The organism is Corynebacterium sp. CNJ-954 (assembly GCF_001942345.1).
In the GTDB taxonomy this organism is placed as follows: domain Bacteria; phylum Actinomycetota; class Actinomycetes; order Mycobacteriales; family Mycobacteriaceae; genus Corynebacterium.
In genome coordinates this window covers 1-21,454 of sequence record NZ_MKKI01000004.1, presented here as the reverse complement: position 1 = coordinate 21,454, position 21,454 = coordinate 1, and the positions used below count along the sequence as shown (strand labels likewise).

The 21,454-nt window shown below is 62.1% G+C and carries 22 protein-coding genes, 2 tRNA genes and 1 pseudogene; 18 read left to right on the top strand and 7 right to left on the bottom strand.

Going from position 1 to position 21,454, the window contains the following annotated elements; translation table 11 throughout:
* Positions 1–58 precede the first annotated feature (58 nt).
* Positions 59–2,107, top strand: coding sequence for a DNA topoisomerase (ATP-hydrolyzing) subunit B (gene gyrB / locus BJF89_RS02535; protein ID WP_075811948.1), 2,049 nt, complete (start codon positions 59–61; stop codon positions 2,105–2,107).
* The gene (locus tag BJF89_RS02530; RefSeq protein WP_075811946.1) at positions 2,100–2,948 is read left to right on the top strand and encodes an alpha/beta fold hydrolase; all 849 of its coding nucleotides are present in this window, start codon (positions 2,100–2,102) and stop codon (positions 2,946–2,948) included. Before gyrB ends, BJF89_RS02530 begins: the two co-directional genes overlap by 8 nt.
* Here BJF89_RS02530 and BJF89_RS02525 read toward each other — a convergent pair.
* Positions 2,945–3,763 carry a hypothetical protein gene (locus BJF89_RS02525; protein WP_255372466.1) on the bottom strand — a complete coding sequence of 273 codons (819 nt, stop codon included), beginning with the start codon at positions 3,761–3,763 and terminating at the stop codon, positions 2,945–2,947. The genes BJF89_RS02530 and BJF89_RS02525 overlap by 4 nt on opposite strands.
* 425 nt (positions 3,764–4,188) lie before the next feature.
* Here BJF89_RS02525 and BJF89_RS02520 point away from each other — a divergent pair, with 425 nt between their 5' ends.
* The 5 genes from BJF89_RS02520 (at position 4,189) to BJF89_RS02500 (ending at position 8,660) form a co-directional block, all read left to right on the top strand.
* The gene (locus BJF89_RS02520; protein ID WP_075812115.1) at positions 4,189–5,328 is read left to right on the top strand and encodes an LLM class flavin-dependent oxidoreductase; all 1,140 of its coding nucleotides are present in this window, start codon (positions 4,189–4,191) and stop codon (positions 5,326–5,328) included.
* A complete protein-coding gene (locus BJF89_RS02515; protein ID WP_075811944.1) occupies positions 5,325–6,107 on the top strand; it encodes an ABC transporter permease in 783 nt (260 codons plus the stop codon). Before BJF89_RS02520 ends, BJF89_RS02515 begins: the two co-directional genes overlap by 4 nt.
* Positions 6,104–7,159 (top strand): glycine betaine ABC transporter substrate-binding protein, encoded by a 1,056-nt coding sequence (locus BJF89_RS02510; protein WP_075811942.1) that lies wholly within the window; start codon positions 6,104–6,106, stop codon positions 7,157–7,159. The genes BJF89_RS02515 and BJF89_RS02510 overlap by 4 nt, the downstream gene beginning before the upstream one ends.
* The gene (locus BJF89_RS02505) at positions 7,156–7,953 is read left to right on the top strand and encodes an ABC transporter ATP-binding protein (RefSeq protein WP_075811940.1); all 798 of its coding nucleotides are present in this window, start codon (positions 7,156–7,158) and stop codon (positions 7,951–7,953) included. Before BJF89_RS02510 ends, BJF89_RS02505 begins: the two co-directional genes overlap by 4 nt.
* A 281-nt stretch (positions 7,954–8,234) precedes the next feature.
* Positions 8,235–8,660 carry a flavin reductase family protein gene (locus tag BJF89_RS02500; protein WP_075811938.1) on the top strand — a complete coding sequence of 142 codons (426 nt, stop codon included), beginning with the start codon at positions 8,235–8,237 and terminating at the stop codon, positions 8,658–8,660.
* Here BJF89_RS02500 and BJF89_RS02495 read toward each other — a convergent pair.
* Entirely contained in the window at positions 8,639–9,469 is an 831-nt protein-coding gene (locus tag BJF89_RS02495) for a siderophore-interacting protein (protein WP_187344665.1), read from the bottom strand. The genes BJF89_RS02500 and BJF89_RS02495 overlap by 22 nt on opposite strands.
* 127 nt (positions 9,470–9,596) lie before the next feature.
* On the opposite strand from BJF89_RS02495, the gene gyrA reads away from it, so the two are divergent.
* The 4 genes from gyrA to BJF89_RS02475 all read left to right on the top strand — a co-directional run bounded on the left by gyrA (position 9,597) and on the right by BJF89_RS02475 (position 12,677).
* Positions 9,597–12,101: a DNA gyrase subunit A gene (gyrA, locus tag BJF89_RS02490; RefSeq protein WP_075811934.1), complete on the top strand. Its 2,505-nt coding sequence runs from the start codon at positions 9,597–9,599 to the stop codon at positions 12,099–12,101.
* Positions 12,098–12,463 (top strand): DUF3566 domain-containing protein, encoded by a 366-nt coding sequence (locus BJF89_RS02485; protein ID WP_075811932.1) that lies wholly within the window; start codon positions 12,098–12,100, stop codon positions 12,461–12,463. The genes gyrA and BJF89_RS02485 overlap by 4 nt, the downstream gene beginning before the upstream one ends.
* Positions 12,464–12,515: 52 nt before the next feature.
* Positions 12,516–12,592, top strand: a tRNA-Ile gene (locus tag BJF89_RS02480).
* Positions 12,593–12,604: 12 nt separating this feature from the next.
* Positions 12,605–12,677, top strand: a tRNA-Ala gene (locus BJF89_RS02475).
* A gap of 24 nt (positions 12,678–12,701) precedes the next feature.
* On the opposite strand, the gene BJF89_RS02470 is transcribed toward BJF89_RS02475, so the two are convergent.
* From BJF89_RS02470 to BJF89_RS02460, 3 genes and pseudogenes are all read right to left on the bottom strand, one after another.
* A complete protein-coding gene (locus BJF89_RS02470; protein WP_083650457.1) occupies positions 12,702–13,037 on the bottom strand; it encodes a tyrosine-type recombinase/integrase in 336 nt (111 codons plus the stop codon).
* Positions 12,971–13,606, bottom strand: a pseudogene (gene xerC, locus BJF89_RS19930) (tyrosine recombinase XerC); the annotation flags it as partial. The pseudogene xerC and the gene BJF89_RS02470, both read right to left, overlap by 67 nt.
* 283 nt (positions 13,607–13,889) lie before the next feature.
* Complete coding sequence (locus BJF89_RS02460; protein ID WP_075811929.1) at positions 13,890–14,420, bottom strand: helix-turn-helix domain-containing protein; 531 nt, start codon at positions 14,418–14,420, stop codon at positions 13,890–13,892.
* Between the two features lie 407 nt (positions 14,421–14,827).
* On the opposite strand from BJF89_RS02460, the gene BJF89_RS02455 reads away from it, so the two are divergent.
* The 7 genes from BJF89_RS02455 (at position 14,828) to BJF89_RS02425 (ending at position 19,637) form a co-directional block, all read left to right on the top strand.
* A complete protein-coding gene (locus BJF89_RS02455) occupies positions 14,828–15,040 on the top strand; it encodes an AlpA family transcriptional regulator (protein ID WP_075811928.1) in 213 nt (70 codons plus the stop codon).
* Between the two features lie 19 nt (positions 15,041–15,059).
* Positions 15,060–15,338 (top strand): hypothetical protein, encoded by a 279-nt coding sequence (locus BJF89_RS02450; RefSeq protein WP_075811927.1) that lies wholly within the window; start codon positions 15,060–15,062, stop codon positions 15,336–15,338.
* Positions 15,335–15,616 carry a hypothetical protein gene (locus BJF89_RS02445; protein ID WP_075811926.1) on the top strand — a complete coding sequence of 94 codons (282 nt, stop codon included), beginning with the start codon at positions 15,335–15,337 and terminating at the stop codon, positions 15,614–15,616. Before BJF89_RS02450 ends, BJF89_RS02445 begins: the two co-directional genes overlap by 4 nt.
* Positions 15,613–15,819, top strand: coding sequence for a hypothetical protein (locus tag BJF89_RS02440; protein WP_075811925.1), 207 nt, complete (start codon positions 15,613–15,615; stop codon positions 15,817–15,819). Before BJF89_RS02445 ends, BJF89_RS02440 begins: the two co-directional genes overlap by 4 nt.
* A 256-nt stretch (positions 15,820–16,075) precedes the next feature.
* Positions 16,076–17,650, top strand: coding sequence for a DUF3631 domain-containing protein (locus tag BJF89_RS02435; RefSeq protein WP_075811924.1), 1,575 nt, complete (start codon positions 16,076–16,078; stop codon positions 17,648–17,650).
* A 317-nt stretch (positions 17,651–17,967) separates the two neighbouring features.
* Positions 17,968–18,786 (top strand): hypothetical protein, encoded by an 819-nt coding sequence (locus BJF89_RS02430; RefSeq protein ID WP_075811923.1) that lies wholly within the window; start codon positions 17,968–17,970, stop codon positions 18,784–18,786.
* A gap of 335 nt (positions 18,787–19,121) precedes the next feature.
* A complete protein-coding gene (locus tag BJF89_RS02425; protein WP_083650456.1) occupies positions 19,122–19,637 on the top strand; it encodes a hotdog fold domain-containing protein in 516 nt (171 codons plus the stop codon).
* A 72-nt stretch (positions 19,638–19,709) separates the two neighbouring features.
* On the opposite strand, the gene BJF89_RS19255 is transcribed toward BJF89_RS02425, so the two are convergent.
* Positions 19,710–19,838: a hypothetical protein gene (locus tag BJF89_RS19255; protein ID WP_255372456.1), complete on the bottom strand. Its 129-nt coding sequence runs from the start codon at positions 19,836–19,838 to the stop codon at positions 19,710–19,712.
* 340 nt (positions 19,839–20,178) lie between these two features.
* The gene (locus tag BJF89_RS02420) at positions 20,179–20,568 is read right to left on the bottom strand and encodes a VOC family protein (protein ID WP_075811921.1); all 390 of its coding nucleotides are present in this window, start codon (positions 20,566–20,568) and stop codon (positions 20,179–20,181) included.
* Between the last annotated feature and the right edge of the window lie 886 nt (positions 20,569–21,454).

Below are 21,454 nucleotides of genomic sequence, written 5' to 3'. Positions count from 1 at the left end.
CTTTTACCTGGTACAATGTGGGGGTTAACCCATTTGCCGAAAAGGAGCTGAAGCGACTGTGGCCGAGGCCGAGAACATCCCCGCCGAGAACACCCCCGCCAACGGAGAGTACGGCGCGGACTCCATCACCATCCTCGAGGGACTGGAGGCCGTCCGCAAACGGCCGGGCATGTACATCGGGTCCACCGGTGAGCGTGGTCTGCACCACCTGATCTGGGAGGTCGTGGACAACTCCGTCGATGAGGCCATGGCGGGATTCGCGAACCAGGTCGACGTCACCCTGCATGACGACGGGTCGGTCGAGGTCGCGGACAACGGCCGTGGCATCCCCGTGGCGATGCACGCGACGGGACGTCCCACCGTCCAGGTGGTGATGACCGAGCTCCACGCCGGCGGCAAGTTCGATTCCCAGGCCTACGCCGTCTCCGGTGGTCTGCACGGTGTGGGTATCTCCGTCGTCAACGCCCTGTCCACCCGCGTCGAGACCGAGATCAAGGTCGACGGGTATCTGTGGCGTCAGGTCTTCGACCATGCTGTTCCCGCTGAACTGGAGCAGGTCAAGAAGATCCGCGGCACAGGCACCCGTCAGCGGTTCTGGGCGGACGCGGAGATCTTCGAGACGACGGACTACAACTTCGAGACGGTCTCACGTCGCCTGCAGGAGATGGCGTTCCTCAACAAGGGCCTGACCATCACCCTCACTGATGAGCGTCTGGGCGTCATCGAGCAGGAGAACGAGGCGGAGGCGGCCGCGGAGTCCGTGGAGGATGCCGCCGCTCCGAAGCCGGGCGAGGAGACACGTCCTGCACCGAAGGAGCGGAAGAAGGTCTTCCACTACCCGGACGGCCTGAAGGACTACGTCAACCACCTCAACCGGTCGAAGACCGCGATCCACCCCTCGATCATCGGCTTCGAGGCCGAGGGGGACGACCACGAGGTCGAGATCGCGATGCAGTGGAACTCCGGGTACTCCCAGTCCGTCCACACGTTCGCCAACACCATCAACACCATCGAGGGCGGTACCCACGAAGAGGGTTTCCGTGCAGCGCTGACGTACCTGATGAACAAGTACGCCCGCGACCACAAGCTGCTCAAGGAGAAGGACACCAAGCTCTCCGGAGACGACTGCCGCGAAGGTCTCGCTGCCGTGATCTCCGTCCGGGTCGGCGATCCCCAGTTCGAGGGACAGACGAAGACGAAGCTCGGGAACACGGAGATCAAGAGCTTCGTCCAGAAGATGGTCAACGAGCATGTCTCCGGGTGGTTCGACGCGAACCCGGCCGAGGCGAAGGCGATCATCAACAAGGCGGTCTCCTCCGCACAGGCACGTGACGCGGCGCGCAAGGCCCGCGATCTCGTCCGGCGTAAGTCGGCCACCGACGTCGGGGGACTCCCCGGCAAGCTGGCTGACTGCCGTTCGAAGGACCCGGTGAAGTCCGAGCTGTACATCGTGGAGGGCGACTCCGCCGGTGGCTCCGCGAAGTCCGGTCGTGACTCGATGTACCAGGCGATCCTTCCGTTGCGCGGCAAGATCCTCAACGTGGAGAAGGCCCGTCTGGACAAGGTGCTGAAGAACAACGAGGTCCAGGCGATCATCACCGCCCTGGGCACCGGCATCCACGACGAGTTCGACATCTCCAAGCTGCGTTACCACAAGATCGTCCTGATGGCCGATGCTGACGTCGACGGCCAGCACATCGCCACCCTGCTGCTGACGCTGCTGTTCCGCTTCATGCGCCCGCTCGTCGAGGAAGGCCACGTCTACCTGGCACAGCCGCCGCTGTACAAGCTGAAGTGGGGTAAGGGTGAACCGGGCTTCGCCTTCTCCGACGCTGAGCGTGACGCGCAGCTGAAGGAAGGTCTGGAGAACGGCCGGAAGATCAACAAGGACGACGGTATCCAGCGCTACAAGGGCCTCGGCGAGATGAACGCCAAGGAGCTGTGGGAGACCACGATGGATCCCACGGACCGGATCCTGAAGAAGGTCACCCTCGAGGACGCCGCCAGCGCGGACGAGACCTTCAGCGTCCTGATGGGCGACGACGTCGTCGCCCGCCGCAGCTTCATCACCCGTAACGCGAAGGACGTCCGGTTCCTCGATGTCTAGCTCGTCCAGCGTTGCTGTCGCCATGCCCGACGGCAGCACGTCGCCGGTCCTGCTGTTCCCCGGGGCAGGCCGTCCTCTCGTCATGCTGTGGCCGGGCCTCGGCATGGGGGCGCACTACTACCGTCCCGTCGCTGAAGCGTTGGCGGGACGGGGTTTTCCCGTCGCTGTCGGTGAACTTCGTGGACAAGGCGAGAGCACGGCCGTGGCCCGACGGAACCACCAGTGGGGTTACCACCACGTGGCTTCCCAGGACTACCCGCTCTCAATCCGTGCAGCCAAGGAGTCCCTCGGTCTCGATGCCGGCCATCCCACGGTTCTGCTGACCCATTCAATGGGTGGGCAGATCGGCGCGATGTTCCTGTCACGTCCCGAGGCCCGGGAGCTCAACGTTGTCGGCATGATGGGCGTAGGCAGTGGTTCCCCCTACTTCCGGACGTTCTCGAACCCGGAGCGTTCCCGGCTGCGGTACGGCGGTTACCTCATGCAGGGAGTCAGCAAGGTTCTGGGCTTCTGGCCGGACGGTGCCCTGGACATCACCAACTACGGACGGCAGTCGGATGTCCATCTCTCGGAGTGGGCCAGGTTCGGGCGGAGCAACAGGTTGACCAATCTCCGGGACGCAGACCGTGACTACATGGCGTCCATGAGGGCCGTCGACGTCCCGGTTCTGTTGACCCGGTTCAGCAATGACAGTTACTGCACCGTCGAATCCTGCGAAGCACTGGCGCGGCTGGTGCCGGCCCGCGTCGAGGAACTTCCCGGGACGCTGGGGCACAACAGGTGGGCGCGTGAGCCGCAGGACGTGACCGAGCGGCTCGACGCCTTCGCCAGTGCGCTCTAGACCCCCAGCGGGTCCTGCCACAGCCGGTGGAGTGCGGTCACGGCCGCGGCCCGGGACAGGATCCCGTCGCCGGCGCGCTGGATGCTGAGCTGGCGGCCGGTTCCGCGAAGTCCCTCCGCGATGATCCTCACGGTACCGGGGTCGGCGGTGAACGTCTCCCCGGCGAAGACGACCGTCGACGGATCGACCACGTCGACAGCCAGTGAGATGATCTGTGACAACAGCTCCGCCCGTTCGTCCAGGATCCCCCGCGCGACGGGGTTGAGTTCTGCCAGGCCGACGAGATCGGGGACCGTGGACACATTCAATCCACGCTGGCGCGCCGTCTCCAGGACAGCCGTCGAACCCAACGGATGGCCGTGACGTGCGGAGAAGCTGCCCGATCCGGCGATGTCGTTGAACGCCGTGGGTGCGGAGCCTGTGTAGGGCTGGTGGACGGCATTCCCGACGATCCAGGCGTGCCCCACCAACTCGCGGGCGTAGACGTACAGGGTGGATGCCAGAGGGTCGCGTTCGAGAGACAGTGGTGAACTGGTCAGCTCGGATCCGGCCATGGCCCCGACGCCGGTGGAGACGGCGACGGGGATCTCGGTCTCGAGGTAGGAGACGGGGTCGACATCCGTCCACCCGTAGGACGGCGAGGTGATCCGTCCGGCGTAGTCGACATGCGCCGAGAACGCGATGCCGAGTCCGACAGGGGAGGGGAGGCCACGACCCAGGGAGCTGAGGGCGTGGTGGACAGCCTCCATGGCGTCCTCCGGGGTGAGGTCGCTGACCGGGAGCCGGAGGGTTCTCTTACGGAGCGGCCGCCCCACGCGTCGACGGCGACCAGTTGTGTGCTGCGGAGTCCCACATGGGCTCCGAGGGCGGTGATGTCCCGGCCGTCCGGCCGGAGTGTGGATCCGGGGCGTCCCACGCCACCTGCAGTCGTGGGGGAGACCTGCTCCACGAGGCCCGAGTCGATGAGCGCACTGACGTGGCGGGTCACCGTGGGCTGCGACATTCCCAGATCGTCGTGGAGACGACCCCGGGTGATTCCGGGAGTCGTGCGGATCTGGTGGAAGCACCTGGCAGGACCGGTGACGGGTGCGGTGAAGTGCGCAGTCGTGGAGAGGCGGGCTGTGGTCATGGACTTCAGGATAATTCAGTTCACGGCGAAAAGACAGACCGCTCGGTCTATAGATTCACGGCGAACGAAATGTTGGCGGCACTGGCAGACAGAATGGTCTACTCATCCGTCATGACAGACTCACAGAACATCACGCTGCACTGGTTCCTTCCGACCTCGGGCGACTCCAGGGAGATCGTCGGTGGTGGTCACGGTGCCGGCCCTGAGACGGGAGAGAGGCTTCCGGACCTCGACTATCTGACTCAGGTGGCGCGCGCGGCCGAGTACAACGGCTTTGAGTCGGTCCTGACTCCGACAGGACGCTGGTGCCAGGACGCGTGGGTGACCACCGCTGCACTCCTGGCGTCCACCTCGCGGTTGAAGTTCCTCGTTGCTCTCCGCCCCGGCCTCATCGGCCCCACCCTCACGGCGCACCAGGCGTTGACCTACCAGGAGCTCTCGGACAACCGTCTGCTTCTTAACGTGGTTGTCGGGGGAGAGGACGCTGAGCAGAAGGCGTTCGGTGACTACACGACAAAGGCAGAGCGGTACGAAATTGCCGACGAGACGCTGGAGATCGCCGATCACCTCTGGCACTCCACGGAGCCGTTGACGTTTCACGGGAAACACCTCGACGTGGAGGGTGCGGCCCTGCGACGACAACCTGCCGTCAGCCCACCGGTCTTCCTCGGAGGCTCCTCGGATGAGGGGATTGAGGTCGCGGCGAAGCGGGCGGACGTCTACCTCACGTGGGGAGAGCCACCGACGCAGGTGGCGGAGAAGATCGCGCGCGTGCGGGACCGGGCCTCGTCCTTCGACCGCACACTGGAGTACGGGGTGCGACTCCACGTCATCGCCAGGCCCACTGCCGACGAGGCATGGGCTGAGGCTCAGCGCCTTCTCGACTCCCTGGATCCGGAACGCGTCCGGGCCGCGCAGGCGGGGCTGGCGACCTCCCAGTCTGAAGGACAGCGCCGTATGACGGAGCTCCATGGTGCGGGCGCCGACTTCAGCAGTGGACAGGATGCACGCCGTTTCGAGATAGCACCGAACCTGTGGGCCGGCATCGGTCTGGTGCGCGGGGGAGCAGGGACGGCACTCGTCGGATCCTACGAGGAGGTCGCCGAACGTATCGACGACTATCGCCAGGCGGGTATCGCTCACGTCATTCTGTCCGGCGTTCCTCACCTCGAGGAGACGTTCCGGGTGGGTGAGGGCGTCGTCCCCGCCCTCCGTGCTCGAGGCGTCACAGTGACGAATGTCGACGCATGACGGGTGCCAGGAAAGTCCCACTCCATCTTGCCGTATTCGCCGGTGCGATCGGGCTCTGGTGGCTCATCGCGCGTTTCACGGGAATCGACGCGGTCCTTCTGCCCAGTCCGGGGGAGGTGGCGCGGAGACTCGTGGACACGAACCTCTGTACGACGCAGTGTGGTGTCCAGGACTACTTCCTGTGGCAGCATCTGCTCGCCACCCTCGAACGGATCGCTGTCGGTCTGTCGGCGGGCATCATCGTCGGTGTGTTGGTCGGTTGGTGGTTGGGTACCAATCCCACGGCACGGAGCCTGGTGGAGCCCTACCTCTCATTTCTGAGGGCGTTGCCACCGCTGGGGTATATCGGACTGTTGATCGTCTGGTTCGGTATCGGTGACCAGTCCAAGGTGATTCTGCTGTTCCTCGCGGCATTTCCCACCGTTGCCGTCGCGACCCTTCTCGGTGTGACGGGTGTCCGACAGGACTGGATCCGTGCTGCAACGTCTCTGGGAGCTGGTCGTGGACAGGTGTTCCGGACGGTTGAACTCCCCGCGGCCCTCCCCGAGATCATCAGCGGTTCCCGGGTCGCAGCTGGACTGTGCTGGTCCGCGATCGTCGCAGCGGAGATGAATGACGGTATCCCGGGGATCGGAGGACTGGCCTACATCTCCGGTACGCAGCTGGACACATCCTTGACCATCGCCTGCATCATCGTCATCGGTGTCGCCGCCCTGGTCGTCGACAAAATGCTCCTTGCTGTTGAAGGCCGCTTCTCACCCTGGAGGACGAAACAATGACATTACGAAGAACCGGTGCGCTGTGTGCCGCCCTCGCGGTGACAACCGTGGCAGGCTGCGTCGGTCCGCCCGCCAGCGAGTGGCAGGACAGGGGAGAGGATGTGGTGTGCCCCGTGAAACCCGCCGATGCGGAGGGGAGGGTGCGGATCGGCTATCTCGGTGGGCCCGCAACTGACCTCTACACACAGGCGACAGGATTGGCAGAGGCGTGCCTGCCGAACGCGGACGTCGAGTGGACCCGGTATCCCACCGGACAGGACATCGTCCAGGGCTTCGCCGCTGGTTCGGTGGATCTCGCGGCTCTCGGCTCCACGCCGACGACGAAGGCGTTGAGTGCGCCGTTGGATCTGGACGTCTCCGTTGTTCAGGCGAACTCCGTCATCGGCACGACCGAGGCGCTGGTCGCCAAGAATGCGCGTGACATCAAGGATCTCAAGGGCGCCCGGATTGCAGTGCCCTTCTCGTCAACGGCACATTACTCACTCCTCAATGCCCTCATTGATGCGGGTATCGACCCGTCCCGTGATGTGGAGATCACGAACATCTCCCCGGACAAACTCCCCGCTGCATGGAAGTCTGACCGCATTGATGCCGCGTATGTGTGGGACCCCACGCTTCAGGAATTGAAGGACGGAACGGGCGGCTCAACGGCCGGCACCGTACTGACGGACTCGGAGGAGCAGGCGGCCCGTGGTCACGCCACATACAACATCACGTTGGCCTCGAACCCGTGGATTGAGGCGAATGACGAGCTTCTGAAGACCTGGCTGGATCTGGAAGCCTGGGTGGTTGAGGACTCGTCTGACCCGGACGGCTCCGGGGATTTCGTGTCGGTCAACGCTACAGCCTCCGGAATGGACGAGGCTGCCGCCGAACTCCAGGTCAATGGACAGCAGTTCATCTCTGGTGGTGACCAGGTGTCCTACCTCGACGATGTCGCGGCTGCGCTCCGGTCGACGGCGGACTTTCTCGTGGGTCAGGGCGATATCCCGGCAGCGAAAGACGACTATGCGGATGTGGTGCGCACTGACCTGTGGGAGGACGAACAATGATCACCGTGAAGAACGTCGGCGAAATCTATCGGACGCAGAATGGCGGACAGGTGGAGGCGCTCCGTGACATAACGTTGGATGTCGCCGACGGCGAGATCGTCTGTCTCGTCGGCCCGTCGGGATGTGGTAAGTCAACACTGTTGCGACTACTGGCAGGCTATCTCGCACCGACGTCGGGCTCTCTCGACGTGGACGGAACCAGCGTGCGAGGGCCGGGAACGGACAGGGGAGTGGTGTTCCAGCAGCCCACGTTATTTCCCTGGTACACCGTCAAGGAGAACGTCCGTTTGGCCTACCGGTATTCGGGGATGACAGAGAAGGCTGACCGAGCCGATGAACTACTGGGCCTCGTCGGCTTGTCTGATGCGGTGGACCGCTATCCGCATGAGCTGTCAGGCGGCATGCAGCAACGGGTACAGATCGCACGTGTGCTTGCGGCAGGACCGGAACATGTACTGATGGATGAGCCGTTCGGCGCGTTGGATCCGTTTACCCGTGAGCAGTTGCAGGCCGAGCTTCTCCGTGTATGGGCGACGTCCTTCCCCTCCATTGTCTTCGTGACCCACAGCGTGGAGGAAGCGCTCTTGCTGGGTCACCGTGTGGTGGTCATGGCCGCCGGGCCGGGACGGGTTCTCGAAGTTGTTGACGTACCGGAGTCGCTCCGCCTGACGGTGTCGCCCGATGTTCCACGTGAAACCATCCAGACACGTTTGCGGGAGTTGTCGACGGATCCTGGTGTTGTCACTCTGCGACGGCAGGTGTCGGAACTAATATCGTCGGTCAGCTCGGTCTGATTTCCGTGTCCGGGACCTTCGCTGTGACGGTGGCGTCTTGCCGTCACAGTGATGTTATTGGCGCCGGCCCGTTGTATCCGGGACTGTACGGCCACTGCCCTTTCTCTGTAGGTATGGACGACGGGTGGCCCGAGTTGCCCACCGGCCGGAAACAGGTGCCACAGAAGGCGCGTTAATAGACCGCTCGGTCTGCGTTATATTCACGGTCTCACCTGCAATTACTCTGATTTATGGCGGGCTACCACTTGCATACTCGCAGACAGAGTGGTCTACTAGTCCCCATGATCACAGCACACACGGACACCACGTCCGCCCCCCGTCTTCCCCTGGCCGTCCTGGCAGCAGAGGTCAACGGACACATGATGTGCGTGGTCATCGACTCCTACTTCGATGAAAGTCTCGCTCCCGGACTCGTCTCCGTCCGGATCCCTGCCGATGATCCCTCCTGGCACAAGCTGCGGACCGCACCGAGGCTCGGAATCTCCGTACTGAACCCCCTGCAGACCATCGGGGTTGCGCATATCGCGCAGTCCCTCGTCCCCAAGGAGGGCGTCGGCGTGGTTGAGGGAGCGGCGGTACACCTCACCGCACGCCTCTATCAGGAGTTCGACGCCGGCCAGCACACCGTGGCGCTCATGAGTGTCTCGGGTCGCCGTACCGGCGATATCGCTCCCGAACAGCGCGACTACCTGTTCGCCGCGGCCTGAGCCTCGCTTGCCTCGATCTCCTCGTTGAACTCGCGCTTGCTGGCCTGCCACTCGTCCTCGACCATGCCGAGACGCCAGTATCCTGAGATCGAGACCTCGGACTTCGGGACACCGTTCTCCACGAACAGGAACCGACGCAGGTCACGGATCATCTCGGCGACTCCATGAATGAACCAGCGGGTGTCGCCGGACGGCACCCCCGCCTCTGTCACCGCACGGACCAGTTCTGTTCCGTGGGTTGCGCCGTCGCGGTTCACCCAGTGAATGGCGACTCCGGGATGTGACGGGGTCGGCAGATGCGCTTCGGCATCCGCGACTTCAATCCATGCTTCGGCAGTCGCGTCCTGGGGCAGTGCCTCGATACCGGCGAAGATCGCGGGCGCTGCTGCTTCATCGCCGGCGAACACGATGTGTGGACCGTCGGGGTGCCACGCTCCGCCGGGCCCCATGAAGCCGATCTGGTCTCCCGGCCGTGCGGCGTCCGCCCAGGGGCCGGCCAGACCTGTGTCGCCGTGGGAGACGAAGTCGATGTCCACGGTCTGTGCATCAGCGTCCCAGGAGCGCAGTGTGTAGGTGCGGGTCACGGGCCACTCCTCACGCGGGAGCTCTTCGCGGACCTTTGCCGGGTCGAACGGCCACGAGTAGGACGCACCCGCCGGTGGGAAAAACAGCTTGACGTAGTGGTCGGTGTGGTTCAGTTCGGAGTAGGGGAGGGACTCGCAGGAGAGGGTGACCCGCACCATGTCGCGGGAGATCCGGGACGTGCCGGTCACGGTGGCGGAGTGGGCGGGACGTGATGGACGGGGCATGGGCAGGCTTTCCTTCGTTACGGTGGTGGTCGTCGTCGCCCATGGTACGCACCTGACCCGGATATGGGCCATGAGGTGGTAAGATTGCCGGGTCTACACCTAGTCTTCTGGAAGGGATCGCACCGAAGTGAGCGACGACAACTACGGCGGCGGCGAGACGCTGTTCGACCGCATCACCCCCATTGACCTCAATGAGGAGATGCGGAACAGCTACATCGACTACGCCATGAGCGTCATCGTGGGCCGTGCGCTGCCCGAGGTCCGGGACGGTCTGAAGCCCGTGCACCGACGTGTCCTGTACGCGATGTACGACAGTGGCTTCCGTCCGGACCGCAGCTACGTCAAGTCCGCCAAACCAGTCGCCGAGACGATGGGTAACTACCACCCCCACGGCGACACCGCCATCTACGACACCCTCGTGCGCATGGCACAACCATGGTCGATGCGGTACCCGCTGGTCGACGGGCAGGGGAACTTCGGTTCCCGCGGTAACGACGGCCCGGCGGCCATGCGTTACACCGAGTGCCGGCTGACACCCTTGGCGCTGGAGATGGTGCGCGACATCCGTGAGAACACCGTCGACTTCTCCCCGAACTACGACGGGAAGACGACCGAGCCGGACGTCCTGCCGTCCCGCGTCCCCAACCTGCTCATGAACGGATCCGGCGGTATCGCCGTCGGTATGGCGACCAACATCCCGCCGCACAACCTCAATGAGCTCGCCGAGGCCGTCTTCTGGCTGCTCGAGAACCCGCAGGCAGACGAGCAGACGGCGTTGGACGCCTGCATGGAACGCGTCAAGGGGCCGGATTTCCCGACGGCGGGCATGATCGTGGGCGACTCCGGCATCAAGGACGCCTACACGACCGGTCGTGGCTCTATCCGCATGCGTGGCCGCGCCGACATCGAGGAGGACGGCAACCGGCAGATCATCGTGATCACGGAGCTGCCCTACCAGGTCAACCCGGACAACCTGGTGGCGTCGATCGCCGAGCAGGTCCGCGACGGGAAGATCGCCGGCATCGCCAAGATCGACGACGAGTCGTCCGACCGCGTCGGTATGCGCATCGTCGTCACCCTGAAGCGGGACGCCGTGCCGCGCGTGGTGCTGAACAACCTGTACAAGCACTCGCAGTTGCAGACCAGTTTCGGTGCGAACATGCTCTCCATCGTCGAGGGGGTGCCCCGCACCCTGCGTCTCGACCAGATGCTCCGTTTCTACGTGAAGCACCAGATCGAGGTCATCATCCGCCGGACGCAGTACCGGCTCGACGAGGCCGAGAAGCGCGCCCACATCCTGCGCGGACTGGTCAAGGCGTTGGACGCGTTGGACGAGGTCATCGCCCTGATCCGTCGCTCCCAGACCGTGGACATCGCCCGGGAGGGACTGCGCGACCTGCTCGACATCGACGATGTCCAGGCGGATGCCATCCTGGCCATGCAGCTGCGCCGTCTGGCCGCGCTGGAGCGCCAGAAGATCATCGACGAACTCGCCGAGATCGAGGAGACCATCGCGGATCTCAAGGACATCCTGGCGTCCCCTGAACGTCAGCGCAGCATCGTCCACGACGAGCTCGCCGAGATCGTGGAGAAGTTCGGCGACGAGCGTCGCACCGAGATCGTCGGGGCAACCGGCGATGTCTCCGAGGAGGACCTGATCGCGCGGGAGAACGTGGTCGTCACGATCACCTCGACCGGCTACGCCAAGCGTACGAAGGTCGACTCCTACCGTTCGCAGCGCCGTGGTGGCAAGGGCGTGCGTGGTGCGGAGCTGAAGCAGGACGACATCGTCCGTCACTTCTTCGTGTGCTCCACCCACGACATCATCATGTTCTTCACGAACTACGGCCGCGTCTACCGGCTCAAGGCCTATGAGCTGCCGGAGGCGACCAGGACCGCCCGTGGCCAGCACGTGGCCAATTTGCTCGAGTTCCAGCCCGGTGAGCAGATCGCCCAGGTCATCCAGATCCAGTCCTTTGAGGACGCCCCCTACCTGGTGCTGGCCACCCAGCAGGGTCGGGTGAAGAAGTCCCACCTCACCGACTACGACACCGCCCGTTCCGGTGGACTGATCGCCATCAACCTCAACGAGGGTGACAAGCTCATCGGGGCGCGCCTGTGCACGGGTGAGGACGACCTTCTGCTCGTCTCAGAGGAGGGCCAGGCGCTGCGTTTCACAGCCGACGACGACACGCTGCGACCCATGGGGCGCGCCACCGCCGGTGTGAAGGGCATGCGTTTCAAGGGTGACGACCAGTTGCTGGCGCTCACCGTCGCGGACGACAACTCCTACCTCCTCGTCGCCACCTCAGGCGGCTACGGGAAGCGCACGGCAGTGGAGGAGTACCCCGTGAAGGGCCGTGGAACCCTCGGCGTCATGACCTTCAAGTACGATCCGAAGCGCGGCAAGCTCATCGGGGCGGTGACCGTGGGGTTGGACGACGAGGTCTTCGCCATCACCTCCGCTGGCGGTGTCATCCGCACCCCGGTCAAGCAGATCCGCAGTTCCTCCCGTGCCACCATGGGGGTGCGGCTGGTGGATCTGGCGAAGGGTGTTGAACTGCTCGCCGTCGACCGCAACGTCGAGGACGAGGGCGAGGAAGCGGTCAACCAGACGGCGGAGAATTCATGAGAGCATCGCTGCGCGAGGTCGCGCCCCTGAGCGCGTTGAAGATCGGCGCGATTCTGAGCGCCTGTGTCTTCGTCGCGTGGATGGTCGCTGCTGCCCTGATCTACATCTTCCTGGGGATCGGTGGTGTCTGGGACCGTATGAACAACCTCCTGGCGGACCTCATCGGTGCCGACAGTATCTCGGCCGGCCTGTACTTCGGTGTCGCCGCGGGTGTCGGCCTGCTGGAGTTCATTGTGGTGACGCTGTTCGCCCCCGTGATGGCGTTGCTCTACAACGCTGCGACAGGGCTCGTCGGTGGGCTCCAGGTGACGATCACTCCGCAGAACGTTCAGGAGGCAGAGGCTCCCGAAAACGCATCCTGACCTGTCGGTTTGTAAGTTCAGGATCGTGTGGGTAAAGTTCTGTCTCGTTCGAGGGCCTATAGCTCAGGCGGTTAGAGCGCTTCGCTGATAACGAAGAGGTCGGAGGTTCAAGTCCTCCTAGGCCCACCAGTAAGACCCCTCGGGGCTGTAGCTCAATTGGTAGAGCATCTGCTTTGCAAGCAGAAGGTCAGGGGTTCGATTCCCCTCAGCTCCACAAGAAAAGCACCAGGTCAGACCCTCATTCCGATTCTTCGGGGTGAGGGTCTTTCTTTGTCTGGTCCGCTTTCAGTCCGCTATTGATCAGCGCATCCATCTTCACGGCTACTGAGTCGAGGTCGTCATCGAACAGGCCTGTGTACACGCGGAGGGTGAAGGCGGCGTTGGAGTGGCCGAGCATGCGTTGTACGGCTGGTGGGGTGGCCCCGGAGGATATGGCGAGGGAGGCGGCTGTGTGCCTGAGGTCGTGGAGGGTGAGGTTGGGAAGTCGGGGTTGGCGGCGTGTAGTTGCTTCACGGCGGGGCGGAAGGTGCGTCTGCCGTAGTTGCTGTGGCGGATGGGTTTCAGCTCCAGGGATCGGAACACTAGCTCACTGAGGGGGCGGCCTTGCAGGAGGGGGCGTAGGTGTTCGTCGAGGGCGGTGGGGTAGCGCACTGTGCGGGTTTCGTAGGTCTTGGTGTCACCGAGGATGAGTCGGCCTTGTACGTCGCTGTACGCCTTGTTGACGGTGATCTTGTGGTGTTTGGGGTCGATGTCCCGGATGGTGAGTGCTGAGGCTTCTCCCCACCGTAGGCCGGTGTAGGCGAGGAATCGGACGATCTCGGGGAGGTGGTTGACTGTGCGGGCGAGTTGTTCGACCTGGGCGACGGTGAGGATGTGTTGTGCCCTGACGGTTGTTTTGGGGAGTCGTATGCCGGTGGCTGGGCTTGCTTTGAGTAGTCCTGCGTCTACGGCGTGGTTGAGGGTGCCTCGGATGTTCTGGAGGCATGTTTCGAGGGTGGAGACTCCGGTGCCGTCTTCGTATTTTTCAGCGATCCATTGTTGAATATCGGTTTTGCGGATGCTGCCGATTTCCCGATCTTTCCAGTCGGGGGCGACGTGTTTGTTCCAGTTGGATTCCCGGTCGGCGTGGGTGCTGGGTTTGATGGTGGGCTTGGTGGTGGTGGCCCATTGGTCGTGGATGTGGCCGAGGGTGGTGCGGGCGTGTTCGGGTCTATGTAGTCACCGCTGTGGAACTGGGCGATGATGGTTTTCTCGTGGTTCTGTGCGTCGATTTTGCGGGTGTATGACGCGGTTTTTTCTTGGCTGTTGTGGTCGATCCAGCGTAGGAGCCAGCGTTTCCCTTGGGCGTGGCGTGCGCTGGGGGTGCCGTCGCGCCTGGTCCAGCGGTCTTCGATGCGGGTAGTGCCGGGCGTGCGGCGCTGGCTAGTCACGGCTCATCTTCCGGGACGTACTCCTTTGTCCAGTCCGCGATCTTCCCGGTTTCGTGGGAAATGAGGTCCGCCAATGGCATTAACTTTTCTACTGCTTCCTTAATTTCGTGCAGAGCTGATTTAACATATTTTCCCTCATGCCCATTAAAAGTTGAATCCTCATCAATCTCCTCGTTAGCTTTTTGGATTAGCTCCGAAGCGTGCTGAAAAGGAAGGTAGACCTCGGTGGCGCAGTCGAATGCAGCGCGGTTAAGTATTGATGTGGCATCATTTAAACGATCAGCCGGCGTCATCTGTCTTAGAAGTGAGAAAACTTCCTCCCATTTAACGTGAAGGATGTCACTTAGTTGGACCGCCTCTTCGAGCGTTATATTACGCCTGCCATTCTCGATTTTTCCGATAGTTGTGTGGAGGTATTTTCCCTCCAGTCTCTCGTTGAGCCGAGAGGCTACTGCGGCTTGTGAGAGGTTCAGCTTCTCCCTGGAATCCTTGAAAAGCTTGCCTACCTGAGCGAGACCGTGGTTCATACCGCCAATTGTGTCCTAGAAGGACCGATGATCTCTGATCGGTCAGAGTGATATATGTCACACTGACTGACCGTTGAGAGGTCTAGTGACCTTCTGCGACCAGCATGAACGTTCTTGTCGCAGTTCGCCGCAACCTAGATGGGTGGATGTCATCGGTCAGATGACCGTTCAACGGTCATCTGACCGATGTAAGGTCGTGTGTGCCATCAGGGCACACGGTATTTGACAACTGAACAGTGGACACGGGAAGCGCGACACAGGTCGTTAGCCGAAGCGCCACGGACGTAAGCGGGGAGCATGAACCCCCAGTCACGGGCGTTATAGAGACGACGCGCAGCAAGACACCTCACCGGAGCACCCCGCCCCGGGAAAACCAACAAGACAACAACCCAGAAGGGACAAGAGCCATGACCGACAACATCACACCCGCACTCCTCGACACCCCAGCACTCTCAGCCCACACCGGCATCCCCGAAGTCACCCTCCGTGCCTGGCGGCACCGAGGACAAGGCCCGCGCTGGTTCAACCTCGGCCGCAAATGCTTCTACAAGCGTGAAGACGTAGACGCATGGCTCACCGAGCAGTACGAAACCACCGGCACCGCGCAGTACAGCGCCTAACCAGAACAAGGAGACACACATGTTCAGCACCACCAACCCCCTCGGCGTCCTGCTGGAAGTCACCGAAGGCGAGTTCATCTACAAGCAGTTCGACTACACCCTCACTGGCAAGTCAGCCACCGACCACATCATCAGGGCCAGGGCCTATGCCTTCTCTCAGGACGCCACCCGCATCGTCACCGAGGACGGAACCACCCTGGAGTTCCATGGCGACGGTGCCCCTGAAGACACGTGGAACGGCGAACAGATTGACCGTGTCGTCGTGAAGCTCATCATCTCCCGAGAGGACGCACAGTGAACAGCACCTGGAGCATCGAAGACAGCATCTACCGATCCCTCGGCGAATTGCTCGTCAACCAACAGCTCACCGAGGAAGAGATGGAGCGCGAAGACTTCCCCTGGAAGATTGGCCTGACACCGGACTACATCCAGCGCGCGATGTTCGCCCTCGGGCTGAAGCCGTCTGAGCTGACCGACATGATCAGCGGAGACCTCGACGACTTCATGGGAATCAACCGTAACCAGGAGCACCGGGACTTCATCAACCGCCGTGAAGAGGACAAGGTACGACAGTGACACCGAACACTAAACAACAGCTCGAGCTCTCACACCCCGCCACCGACGGGGCGCGGGGAAGCAAGATCACCCTCTGCGGAATCACGATCGCCGCCGGGAGCTGGGGCACCGAAGAACAAGCCGCCGCGATGGGCGTTGAGTACACAGACTGCCCTGACTGTGCGGCAATGAAGCACCTGGAGGAGGAGGCATGGCCGACATAGCAAAAGCGGCCTTGGAAGACGGAGGAGCGGGCACTCTAGTCGTCATCCTGGCCGCTATCGCACTGACAAAACTTGCGGAGTTCATATCAGCGAAGAGGAGGAATTCTTCTGAGGATCAACACTACCGGGGCACCCCGGAACACCACAACCACCAGCACCGTCACTGTGACGAAACCGGTCGGCATCCGAGGATGCGCCGAACCGCGCCACGACAACGATTCCCGGTGCCCCCAAGCACTATGGGGAGGTGGGCAGCATGACTGACCGAGGAAACGTCATCACCCTCACCCCGAAGAATCGGAAGAAGCCCACACCCCGTGGCAATCGGGGCGGCGGGAGTCTCGCCGCCACACTCGACCAGGCAACCGACTGGATCAACAAGTACAGCGTGCACCTCACCGAGCACGAGGCCCGGGTCATGGCCCTGTGGGCGGCACACACCTGGGTATCCGAGGCGTTCTATGTAACCCCGCGCATCATCTTCTCCAGTGCCACACCTCAGTCAGGCAAGACTCGACAGTTGGAGTTGCTGGAGAACATCACCTGTTCGCCGGAACGAACCGAGAACGACACCCCGGCGGTACTGTTCCGCTCCATCGAGAAAGGCCACGAGGCAGGGCACCCGCCGACGATCCTGTTCGATGAGACCGACGCGATGTTCAACGGCTCCGGCGACGGAAAGCAGGAGGAGCTGCGCGGGATTGCCAACAGTGGGTACAAGAAAGGTGGCCGGGTCCGGCGCTGTGTCGGCCCGGACAATGAACTAAAGGTGTTCCACACGTTCGCGCCCGTCGCGTTCGCCGGGATCGCGGGGAACATGCCCGACACGATCACCACGCGGGCGGTGACGGTTGAAATGCGTAAGCGTAAGCCCGGGGAAGCTATCGAGCCGTATTACATCGCCAGGGCGGCGGAAGAGTCCGCACCGATACGGCAGTGGTTCGCCGAGTGGGCCGACACCCCGGGGCTGGTTGAGAGCCTGGAGTTTAAGCGTCCGAACCTACCTCCGGGTGTGGAGGATCGTCCGGCTGAGGTGTGGACGGCGTTGATGGTGATTGCTGAGCTTGCCGGGGAGCATTGGCACGGGTGGGCGAGTGAGGCGTGTGAGTACTTTGTGCGTCGTCCGTCGATGGAGGATCGCCCGAAGAACGTGCGACTACTCGATGACATCAGGACGGTGATGCGGGACGCTACGGCTATCCGGTCGGTGGACCTGTGTTCGGAGTTGCGGAGCCTGGAGGATGCGGAGTGGTCACAGATGGGTGACGTAGGGATTCGCCCGCACGACCTATCTCGCATGCTGCGCCCCTTCGGTGTCGCCCCGGCAAAGGTCTTCCAGAATGGGCGGACGTTCCGTGGGTACACAATCAATCCCACCGAGCAGGACGGGCGGGCGCAAGTCGGGTTGCAAGACGCCTGGGATCGCCACCTGAGTCCCGCTCTTCCGGCAGAGGAGGGGAATATCCGGAATAAGCGGAATGATGCAGGTCAGGACGCTCCTGCTCCTGGAAGCATGGCGATACAGATGGAAGGCAGAGGCGGAATCAACGTTCCGGCCCTCCCGGAAAAGGGGAACGCGAAAACCGCAGGTGAGACGGGGCACATTCCGGATATTCCGGTTATTCCGGTTCTGGCCGACCAGAACAGCAGCAGCGTCCTCAACCCCGCTGCCGCCGACACCATCAACGCCATGGTGCACGGCGACGCAACCCCCGCCGGAACCATCGCCACCCAACGAGGAATCGACACCGAGACCGCCCGCGAACACCTCGAACAAGGCGTACAAGCCGGACAGCTGAAGAAAGTAGGGAAGCTCTACACCCGCATCTGATGCGAAGGCACGCTGGTCGGAAATCAGCACACACAGCCCCCACGGCAACCCGCCGGTGGGGGCTTCTTACATCAACAACAAGGGGAAACCACATGAGCAAAACAAACGCGGAGCTATTCGCTCAAGCCGTCAGCGAAGCCCTGACGCCTCAGGAAAAGCCGACGACTGAACCAGACGAGCGGACAGGTCCACGCAAACCAGAGCCCGTCCCCGAGGTCGGCTCCCACGGGGCACCCGGGCAAAAAGAAGCACAGAAAATGTACGACTTCGAACAGTCGTTCATCTCAGCATTCAACCGAAACCGATAGGAGCACTAAATGAGCAACTACCACAGGAACAACACGTTCGCCCGACCCAACACCGTCGTGAGCGGGGCTCGCGCATACCAAGCACTCGCGGACGCGTGGGGAATCGATGTAGACGACCTCTACACCGACGACTACCGCGAAGCCCGCGACGACCTCAAAGCGTGGGGCACCCTCACGCTCAACGCCGCTCCGCCAAACGTCTACGACATCGTCCTGAACAACGACCGTGACACCTGGCACACCGCTATCAAGAAGCGATCTGCCGAAGCCGTTGCGGCCCAACTGATCACCGATGCCCACCCCCGCACGGAAGCAACATTGCGTAACCGGCGAGACGCTGAACTCACGAACGATGCAGCGTGGGCCCATGTCGCCACCGTGCTCGACGTTGATGCCGCTGTTGCCGACTTCAACGAGGCTGTGCAAACCCTCGGCACCGCCGTGCTTGACCCTATGAAGGCCGCGCAGAAGAACCCGAATGCGTTCGCCACCTATATGCGACGGGCTCCCCAGTTGCTGTATCTCGACGCTCTCGGGCCGCAGTGGCAGGATGCAGCCGCGATGCACAGTACAGTGTCTAACCTGCCGGCGTTGACCTACTCTAAGGACGGGTTCGGGAAGATCACCAAGCACTACGATGAGGCGATGCTCAACCGGCACCGAGTGGCGCGCAAGCTGCGCGAGGATGCGAGGCAGGATCACTTCATCACTGCCCTCGCGTTGGGTGAGTATCCCGACTTCGAGCTCGACACCACCCTTGACCCCGATGTCTACCGCCAGCGCCAGGAACAGATCTCAGCGGCGGGGCATTCCGAGCAAGTGGAGTGACCTACCGAGATGCGTCTATCCCGGGGGTGATTGAACCGCACGACCCGTTCAACACCGCCGGTGCGCCGACTGAGATCCTGTACGACCCTGAATGGGAGGAGGTCGTATGTTCTGGGAACGAGGAAGTCACCACAACAGCACGACGTGGCGGAAAGTACGGAAGCAAGCCCTCCGGGAACTCGACTAGCGCTGCGTAGTCTGCGGTGCCGAGCCGTTCAAGCAACTGAGCCGCGAACGATAGAAGCCGATGCTCGTGGCCAACCTTCGCAGTCATTGGATTGTTGGTTCGACGGTTCTGGCACGCGATGGTTCTATCATCAGTACTGTTGGCAAGTATGAGCACCGTCACACCACAGTCCGCCAACCCGAAACTCAACGGCACCGCCAAGCTCTGGAAGAAGTACAGCGACACAGCCCTGAAACGTGGGCTGTTCTCCGTTGGCTTCTGCCTGAAAGCACCGTACTTCCGCACCGTGCTGCCCCGCGTGCGTAGCGCTGTTCCAGGAAGTGCCACCGTCAGGATCGGTGAATGGTGGGGCATTCGCAACCACATCGGAACGTTCCATGTCATCGCGGCACTCAACGGTGCCGAAGCCGCCATGGGTCTTCTCTGCGAGGTATCGGTGCCAAGCACCCACCGGTGGATTCCACGAGGCATGCGGGCTGACTACCCCACCAAGTCCAGCGGCGGTTTGACCGTTACCGCCACAGCCGACTTCCCGGACTTTTCCACGATCACGAGGGAAACCGGCGGTCAGCTGGTCACGGTCGTTGTCGAGCACATCGATGACGCAGGGAACGAGCCTGTGCATGCAGAGATCGACGTGTGGGTTTCAGCGAAGAAGCAGTAGGGGGACCGTGTAAGTCTCACGCGATCTGTCGTTAGCAGAGCACATCACCTTCCGGGGTGATGTGCTCGACTATCAGGCAGAAGTGCTCTTGGAGACTTCCGTACTGTCGTTCGCGACTTCTTCCCTGGGCATCATCTGAGTGATGCACTGATAGTAGGGGTCGGCGGCGAGGATTGATTTAACGATGACGCTGGTGCTCATGCTGTGCTCCAATCTTAGCGACTAAAGCAACCCTAACTCTCTGCTGTCTACCGGCTCTAGTGTGATTTGCATCACCGTCTAAGTCTATTGTCGCGCAGAAGTAAAAACAGGCACGCACCCCAGAAGGAATGCGTGCCTGCTCCGAAAGGTAGAGCATCATGAGATGCACCATCAGCAGGGTCATCACTCCCCACTTCTCACAACATAGAACACTCACTACAGAAGCGCAGCGCAATCGTTCACCACGAGCTGAAACGGGAGTGGGGAAGTGCCCCTGGCGGTATCCACCCGAGCACTCGGTAGGCGTATAAGCTGCCAACCAGTACGGGTCTGGCGTTTTTTAGTAAGTGTCGACTGGCGGATGCTCCGCGATGCAGAAAAGATTCCCCTCAGGGTCTTTCATCGTCGTCCACTGCACGTGGGGGTGCTCGTCGGTGATGCTCCATAGCCCCTGTGCGCCGAGGTCTATCAGCCTCTCGACCGTTGACTCCCTCTGTCCATACGGAACTGTCAGATCAACGTGTGTACGAGACGGTGCCATCGTCCACAGTGGGGTAGACGATTTACGGAAGAACATGGCAAACCCTGAAGGGTTATCTGGAGCGAGATATACGTCGTCGTGGGACGGATGAGTCGTGCCGCCAGTGACTTCTGACCAGAAACCTGCGAGCTTGGTTGGGTTGTCGGCGAGAACATTGATCGCCCCGATGCTGATACTGAGATTTGTCACGGGGAGGACTCTACGGTACTCCCGCGTTGGAGGGGCAGGGTTCCGTTGAATCAGGTGGTGAGCTGAACCACCCTTTTAGGTGAGAACACAGCACCGCGAAATGCCCTATAGTGGGACGCTGGCGCTTAGCGCCTAACGTCTCCCCAGGCAGGTGATGGGGTCGGCCTCCGACTCTCCAATCGGAGGCCAACCATAGCGGCTTACACCCCTCAAGAGGTCCGCTATCTCTCCAACGTCGCCGTCTGGGGAGCGTTACCGCGCCCATACGGTGACACACTCCACTGTATATTTCCGGGAAGTAATAACCAAAGAACAATGTCTCGGCATGCCCGGAGCATTGCGTGTAGGGCGTCGATGTAGGAAGCCCCGGACGTGCTAGGGCCGGGGGCAGCCAACAGGCCGGATGTCGGTAGGGTTAAGGTGACGTTCGGGAAACAAAGAGACGGAGTGATGATCATATGGACACTTTCATGCAGCTGTTCGGCGGCGCGTTTGCCCTGTTGGCAGCGCTGGGGGCCGTAGCGATCACCATCGTGGGCACTTTCCCGGATCTCTGACCCGCACCGGAAGACATGTGCGGCTTCCTACACAGTCGTCTGGCGACGGGGCGGGTGCAGTGAATTAGGCCGGACGGTCTTCTGAGTTGGAGAGCGGACCGGTGATGCTCTTGACGCGTTCCCGCAGCTGATTGGGTTTTCCTTCTTGCTCTCGCGTTATCCGATTCCTTGTCCTGCTCCGTTATGAGAAGCGATTAATATTGTTAGCAGCAGTGAATAACAGTGACTTGTTTGCAATGCCCGAGGACGGTAGCGTGTCCTTGGGCTGCTTGCACAGCTGCTCTCGCTTGGAACCCCTGGTTCCGGCATTCATGATTACCCCCTCTCTC

Bases quoted from the DNA above. Each gene is read 5' to 3' on its own strand.
- BJF89_RS02515 (WP_075811944.1), top strand. From the start codon at position 5,325: ATGACGGGTGCCAGGAAAGTCCCACTCCATCTTGCCGTATTCGCCGGT.
- BJF89_RS02425 (WP_083650456.1), top strand. From the start codon at position 19,122: ATGAGCACCGTCACACCACAGTCCGCCAACCCGAAACTCAACGGCACC.
- BJF89_RS02495 (WP_187344665.1), bottom strand. From the start codon at position 9,469: ATGCCCCGTCCATCACGTCCCGCCCACTCCGCCACCGTGACCGGCACG.
- BJF89_RS02510 (WP_075811942.1), top strand. From the start codon at position 6,104: ATGACATTACGAAGAACCGGTGCGCTGTGTGCCGCCCTCGCGGTGACA.
- BJF89_RS02430 (WP_075811923.1), top strand. From the start codon at position 17,968: ATGAGCAACTACCACAGGAACAACACGTTCGCCCGACCCAACACCGTC.
- BJF89_RS02500 (WP_075811938.1), top strand. From the start codon at position 8,235: ATGATCACAGCACACACGGACACCACGTCCGCCCCCCGTCTTCCCCTG.
- BJF89_RS02435 (WP_075811924.1), top strand. From the start codon at position 16,076: ATGACTGACCGAGGAAACGTCATCACCCTCACCCCGAAGAATCGGAAG.
- BJF89_RS02455 (WP_075811928.1), top strand. From the start codon at position 14,828: ATGACCGACAACATCACACCCGCACTCCTCGACACCCCAGCACTCTCA.
- BJF89_RS02530 (WP_075811946.1), top strand. From the start codon at position 2,100: ATGTCTAGCTCGTCCAGCGTTGCTGTCGCCATGCCCGACGGCAGCACG.
- BJF89_RS02505 (WP_075811940.1), top strand. From the start codon at position 7,156: ATGATCACCGTGAAGAACGTCGGCGAAATCTATCGGACGCAGAATGGC.
- BJF89_RS02460 (WP_075811929.1), bottom strand. From the start codon at position 14,420: ATGAACCACGGTCTCGCTCAGGTAGGCAAGCTTTTCAAGGATTCCAGG.
- BJF89_RS19255 (WP_255372456.1), bottom strand. From the start codon at position 19,838: ATGAGCACCAGCGTCATCGTTAAATCAATCCTCGCCGCCGACCCCTAC.
- BJF89_RS02520 (WP_075812115.1), top strand. From the start codon at position 4,189: ATGACAGACTCACAGAACATCACGCTGCACTGGTTCCTTCCGACCTCG.
- BJF89_RS02450 (WP_075811927.1), top strand. From the start codon at position 15,060: ATGTTCAGCACCACCAACCCCCTCGGCGTCCTGCTGGAAGTCACCGAA.
- BJF89_RS02485 (WP_075811932.1), top strand. From the start codon at position 12,098: ATGAGAGCATCGCTGCGCGAGGTCGCGCCCCTGAGCGCGTTGAAGATC.